This window comes from Nonomuraea sp. NPDC003201 (genome assembly GCF_053590415.1).
The window spans coordinates 1-5618 of sequence record NZ_JBSFTC010000494.1 but is presented as its reverse complement, the minus strand read 5'-3'; the positions used below and the strand labels follow the sequence as shown (position 1 = coordinate 5618).

The window sequence follows — 5618 nt, the reverse complement described above, 5'->3', positions numbered from 1 at the left end:
GGGCCGGCCCCAAACCTGCTCCACCGTCACCGGCCGGTCACACAGCTCGCCAGCGGGCATCGGCAGGAACGGCGCCAGTCCCCACGGCTTGAAGTATGCGCGAGCCACGTGCCGGCGGGCAGCGCCAGGAGCGCGCTGACCCCGCTGACCAGGCCCACCAGCGCCAGCCCCTCGCCGCGCCGCTCGGCCGGCACGAGTTCGGCGGTGAGCGCGCCGCCCGCCACGACCGTGACCGCGAAACCGACACCGCGCAGCGCGCTGACGGCGATGACGGCCGCGGCGTCTGAGGACGTCAGCAGCACGAGGGCGGGCCCGCCCAGGGCGACGAGGCCCAGGCCGAGCGCCCACCGGTAGCCGAGCCTGGCCACCAGGGCCGGTGCGGCCAGTTCGACGGCCACGGTGGTCACCAGCAGCGCGGCGTTCGCGGCGCCGGCGACGGTGGCGCCCGCCGACCGCTCGGCGTACTCGGGGACGACGGCGAACGGCAGGAAGAACCCGATCGACGAGGCCACCACGCTGGCCATCCGCACCAGCAGCGCCCCGGTGACGATCGGCGGCCGCGCCGCCGCGCGGGTGGTGCTGATCATGACCGCGGCTCCCCGCCCAGCTCCGCCTCCAGTGACTTCAGCGCGTCGCGCATGTGCTGCTCGAACCGGGAGGTGTCGTCCTCGGTGAGGAAGGCGGCCTGCTCGGTGTGGACGAGCCTGGTGCCCGGCCCGTGCCGGGCGAACTCGATCGTGGCCAGCGAGACCAGGACGCGTACCTGGTCGAGCAGCACGTCGTAGCTGTAGACGATGCGTTTGCTCGGCACGATGTCGAGATAGCGGGCCTGGACCGTGTGCGCGGGGCCGCCGGCCTGGGTGCCGTGGTAGCGCTCGACTCCGTCGACGCGGAAATCCAGGTCGAGGCGCGGGTTCCAGCCGGGCGGACCACCGCCCCAGCGGGCCTTGACGGCGGGGTCGGCCCAGGCGGAGAAGACCTCGACCGGCGGGACGGCGTACACGTGCTCGGCCACGAAGGTGGCGTGCCTGATCATGGGAGCCTCTCGTCGTCGGTTCGCTACCTGCGACTCTGGCCTGCCGCGTCCGGCCGGGACATCCGTGGGGAACGCGTGATCGCCACGGAGGGGGTACGGATCCGCCGCGGAGAGAGCCCGGACACCAATGCCGGAAAACTCGTCACCTTCGAGCTGGCGGCGGGCATCAAGGCGTGCTCGTTCGCAGGGGACCTGCCGCAGGTGGAGACCGTCTTTCCCGCGGGCGACACGCTCGCTCTCAGCGCCGGCCGGGCCGTCCATGGAACGGTCCAGGCGACGATGGACGTGCCGCCGGAGCACCTGCCGGCGTGCCCCTGCCTGCCCTTCGAGCCTCGTCTCCCGATCTCGGCCTGTACGAGGTCCCGCTCAGCGCTGATGCCTGGTGGCAGCGGTGTGGACAAGATCGTCAACCCCGCTGCGGACGCGGGCCTCGGCCATCCTGGCCAGCGCCGCGCGGGGCTCGGACCGCCTGCCTTCCAGCCGCCCGGGCGGTACGGGGGCGGACAGCGTCACCTCGACGACCAGGTCGCGGGTCCCGGCCACCCGGACCATGGAGGCGAGCAGCGAGTCGTCACCGACGTAGCAGGCGCGGGTCGAGGTCGCCGTCCCTTCGCGGTAGCGCAGCGTGGCCGGGCGGACCGCGGCGCCCGTGTCGACGGCCGCCTGGAACACCGCGGGCCGGAACCGGCCCATCCCCCGCCCGCACCACGTGGTGCCCTCAGGGAAGGCGACGACGGTGTCGCCTTCCCTGAGCGCCTCCGCGACGGCCGCCACGGCCGCGGGCAGCGCGGAGAGCCGTTCCCGGTCGATGAACAGCGCCCCCGAGCCCCTCGCCAGCGTGCGGATGACCGGCCACTCGCCGATCTCGCGCTTGGCCAGCGGCCTGGACGGCAGCGTGGCCGCGACGACCAGCGGGTCGAGCCAGGACACGTGGTTGGCCACGACCAGGGCGCCCCCGTCCGAGACGGCCGGGGCGCCGGTGACCTCGAGCCGGATCCCGAGCGCTCTCAGGAGCAGTCGCGCCCAGGCCATGGTCAGCTTCGCCCGCCACGCCGTCCGTACCCGCCCCACGAGGGACACCGGCACCCCGGCGAGCACCACGAGGAGCGCGGCGCACAGGCGGGCGACCAGGAGGAAAGGCCTGGTCGCGCGGGCGGCGGGCGCGAGGCAGGCCTGCGCGGTGCACGGGGCGAACGGGTGCCAGGGGCCGGGGGCGGCCGCCGGAGCCGGAGCGGGAATCGGGGCCAGGATGTCGGCGGCCGTGTTCACAGCGGCTCTCCCAGGAAGTGGCGCAGGTAGCGGGTGTTCACGTTGGCCATCGAGAGCAGGACGAAGAAGTCGGCGGTGCCGAAGTCCCGGTCGTGCGCGGGCGCCCCGCACACCCACGACCCCAGCCGCAGGTAGCCGCGCAGGAGGGCGGGCGGCACGAACCGGTCGGAGCGCACCGCGGCCCGGGGACGCCACGGCACGCGCGGCGTGACCCGGTACTCCTCCGGCCCGAGCGGCACCCGCTCCACCACGGCGGCGGCCACCTCGCCCCCGTCGTCGAGCGGCACCGAGCAGCAGCCCGCCAGCCACTGGTGGCCGCCGGAGACCATGTAGCGCGCGATGCCCGCCCACATCAGCGCGACGACCGCGCCGCCCCGGTGGTCGGGGTGCACGCACGTGCGGCCCGCCTCGACCAGCCCCTTCCTGACGGGCGCGAGGTTGGCCAGGTCGAACTCGCCGTCGGAGTAGAGCCGCTCGGTGCGCCCCGGGGGAAGCAGCCGGTAGGTGCCGACGACCTCGCGGCCGTCGCGCACGAGGAGGTGGTCGCAGTACGCGTCGAACCTGTCCACGTCGAGGCCGGAGACCGGGCTGTCGAGCCGAGCCCCCATCTCCTCGGCGAAGACCTCGTGCCGCAGCCGCTGCGCGGCCTGGACGTCGGCGGGGCCGGTGGCCATGCCGATCGTGTAGCGACCGGTGTCAAGAGAGATCGTCATGGGCGCGGGTCCTTCCCTGAAAGCGTCTCACGCCTATGTCGACATGCGGAAATGACGGCTGAGCCGCACATCGGGGTCAGCGAGGCGACCGCGTGGTGAACCTCGCACGCACGCGATAAATCGCTTTCTCCACCCGCACCCGGTTCACTACACTCGCCACTGATCATCGACGAGGGAGAGGAGCACGGCCGTGCGCAACAGCACCGCTGCCGTCATTCCCCCGTCGCGCTACGAGGTGATCCTGGTGTCTCCGTCGTCCCGGTGCCGGCTGCGCGGCCGCCACTGGACGACGCCCTGACGACACCCGCCTCCTGGCCTTTCGTCAGGGGAATCGCGCTGTCCCGCTGAAGAATCCTCCCGAAAGGGTCTTGGGCCGTGCGTCCCCGAATACCTGACAACTCCCTTGCCATCATCCGCAACCTCGGCATCCTCGCCCACGTCGATGCCGGCAAGACCACCGTCACCGAGCGCATGCTGTTCCTGGGCGGTGCCACGTACAAGCGCGGTGAGGTGCACGACGGCACGACCGTCACCGACTTCGACCCCCTGGAGCGCGACCGCGGCATCACGATCTTCGCCGCCGCGGTGAGCTTCGCCTGGGACGGGCACCGCGTCAACCTGATCGACACCCCCGGCCACGTCGACTTCTCCGACGAGGTGGAGCGCTCGCTGCGGGTGCTGGACGGGGCGATCGCGGTGTTCGACGCCGTCGCGGGCGTCGAGCCGCAGAGCGAGTCCGTGTGGCGGCTGGCCGACCGGTACGGCGTGCCGCGCATCGCGTTCGTCAACAAGCTCGACCGGGCCGGCGCCGACCTGGACACGGCCGTCGAGTCGATCCGCCGCCAGCTGCACAAGGCCCCGCTGGTGGTCCAGCTGCCGATCGGGCAGGAGGGCCGGTTCACCGGGGTCGTCGACCTGGTGCGGATGCGTTCGCTGGTGTGGGCGGGCGAGGGCTGCTCGGCCGGGCCGGTGCCGGAGGACCTGCTGGCGGAGGCGCGGCGGCGGCGCCGGCTGCTCGAGGAGTCGGTGGCCGAGCTGCACCCCGGCGCGCTGGAGGAGTTCTGCGTGCGGCCGTCGATCTCCGACGGGACGCTGGCCGGCGCGCTGCGCGACCTCACGCGCAGCGGCGCGGGCCTGGTGGTGCTCTGCGGGTCGGCCTACCGGGACCGCGGGATCGAGCCGCTGCTCGACGCCGTGGTGGCCTACCTGCCGTCGCCGCTGGACGTGCCGCCGGTGCGCGGCGAGGACGGCGCGGAACGGGCCGCCGACCCGGAGGCGCCGCTGGCGGCGCTGGCGTTCAAGGTGAACGCCACCGCCACCGGGCGGCTGACCTACGTGCGGATCTACTCGGGAACGATGCGGAAGGGGGACACGGTACTGGTCACTGGACTGGTCACCGGGCTGGTCACCGGACCGGCCACCGGCGCGGGGCGCACCGAGCGCGTCAGCCGCATCCTGCGCGTGCAGGCCGACCGGCACACCGAGGTGGACCTGGCGACGGCCGGGGACATCGTCGCGGTCGTCGGCCTCAAGTCGGCCCGCCTCGGGACCACGCTGTGCGCGCCCGGCGCGCCGCTGGTGCTCGAACCGCCGAGCACGGCCGAGCCGGTGGTGTCGGTGGCGGTCGAGGCCCGCAGGAGCACCGACGCCGACCGGCTGGCCTCCGGGCTGGCGCGGATGGCCGAGGAGGATCCGTCGCTGGCGGTCCGTACGGACGCCGAGACCGGGCAGACGCTGCTGTCCGGGATGGGCGAGCTGCACCTGGAGGTCGCGGTGGACAAGCTCCGGCGCGAGCACGTCCTGGACGTCGCCGTGGGCCGCCCGCAGGTGGCCCACCGGGAGACGGTCGTGCGCGGCGTGTCCGGGCTGCTGTACCGGCACGTCAAGCAGGACGGCGGCGCCGGGCAGTTCGCCCACGTCGTGCTGGACGTGGAGCCGCTGGACGGCGTCTTGGACGGTGCCTTGGACGGTGTCTTGGACGGAGGCGGTTTCGCGTTCGCCTCGACCGTCGTCGGCGGCCGGGTGCCGCGCGAGTACGTGCGCGCGGTGGAGGCCGGCTGCCGGGACGCCCTGGCCGACGGCCCGCTCGGCGGCCACCCGGTGACCGGCCTGCGGGTCACGCTGACCGACGGGGCCACCCATCCGAAGGACTCCTCGGACCTGGCGTTCCGCACGGCCGGGCGGCTCGCGCTGCGCGAGGCGCTGCGGGCCAGCGCCATGGAGCTGCTGGAGCCGGTGGTGGAGGTCACGGTCACCGTGCCCGACGACGCTGCCGGCGCCGTGCTCGGCGACCTGGCCGCCAGGCGCGGCCGGATCTCGGGCTCGACGGCACGGGCCGGGACCGTGGTGATCACCGCCGTGGTGCCGCTGGCCGAGGTGTTCGGGTACGCGACCCGGCTGCGCAGCCGTACGCAGGGCCGTGGCACGTTCACCACCAGGCCCGCCGGTTACGCCCCCGCCCGGTAGGCGTGGCGGCGCGATCGGATCGGCCATAGTGTGACCATGAGGGTGCTGGCCGGGGTCGACGTGGGGACCACGCATGTCAAGGTGGGCTTCTTCGACGAGCGGGGCGGCTGCGTCGCGGCCGTGCGGCAGCCGAC

General features: G+C 74.0%; 5 protein-coding genes. 1 reads left to right on the top strand and 4 read right to left on the bottom strand.

Features of this window, described 5'->3' with window-relative positions:
• Positions 1–26: 26 nt before the first annotated feature.
• The 4 genes from ACWDX9_RS58855 to ACWDX9_RS58840 all read right to left on the bottom strand — a co-directional run bounded on the left by ACWDX9_RS58855 (position 27) and on the right by ACWDX9_RS58840 (position 3018).
• A complete protein-coding gene (locus ACWDX9_RS58855) occupies positions 27–587 on the bottom strand; it encodes an MFS transporter (protein ID WP_449972265.1) in 561 nt (186 codons plus the stop codon).
• Entirely contained in the window at positions 584–1036 is a 453-nt protein-coding gene (locus ACWDX9_RS58850) for an SRPBCC domain-containing protein (RefSeq protein ID WP_449972262.1), read from the bottom strand. Before ACWDX9_RS58850 ends, ACWDX9_RS58855 begins: the two co-directional genes overlap by 4 nt.
• Positions 1037–1402: 366 nt before the next feature.
• Entirely contained in the window at positions 1403–2305 is a 903-nt protein-coding gene (locus ACWDX9_RS58845) for a lysophospholipid acyltransferase family protein (protein WP_449972259.1), read from the bottom strand.
• Positions 2302–3018 carry a GNAT family N-acetyltransferase gene (locus ACWDX9_RS58840; RefSeq protein ID WP_449972256.1) on the bottom strand — a complete coding sequence of 239 codons (717 nt, stop codon included), beginning with the start codon at positions 3016–3018 and terminating at the stop codon, positions 2302–2304. The genes ACWDX9_RS58845 and ACWDX9_RS58840 overlap by 4 nt, the downstream gene beginning before the upstream one ends.
• A 375-nt stretch (positions 3019–3393) precedes the next feature.
• On the opposite strand from ACWDX9_RS58840, the gene fusA reads away from it, so the two are divergent.
• The gene (gene fusA, locus ACWDX9_RS58835; protein ID WP_449972253.1) at positions 3394–5484 is read left to right on the top strand and encodes an elongation factor G; all 2091 of its coding nucleotides are present in this window, start codon (positions 3394–3396) and stop codon (positions 5482–5484) included.
• Positions 5485–5618 lie beyond the last annotated feature (134 nt).

What these genes read in the sequence shown, in the direction of transcription:
- ACWDX9_RS58855 (WP_449972265.1), bottom strand. Translation starts at nt 587, where the DNA reads ATGATCAGCACCACCCGCGCGGCGGCGCGGCCGCCGATCGTCACCGGG.
- ACWDX9_RS58850 (WP_449972262.1), bottom strand. Translation starts at nt 1,036, where the DNA reads ATGATCAGGCACGCCACCTTCGTGGCCGAGCACGTGTACGCCGTCCCG.
- ACWDX9_RS58840 (WP_449972256.1), bottom strand. Translation starts at nt 3,018, where the DNA reads ATGACGATCTCTCTTGACACCGGTCGCTACACGATCGGCATGGCCACC.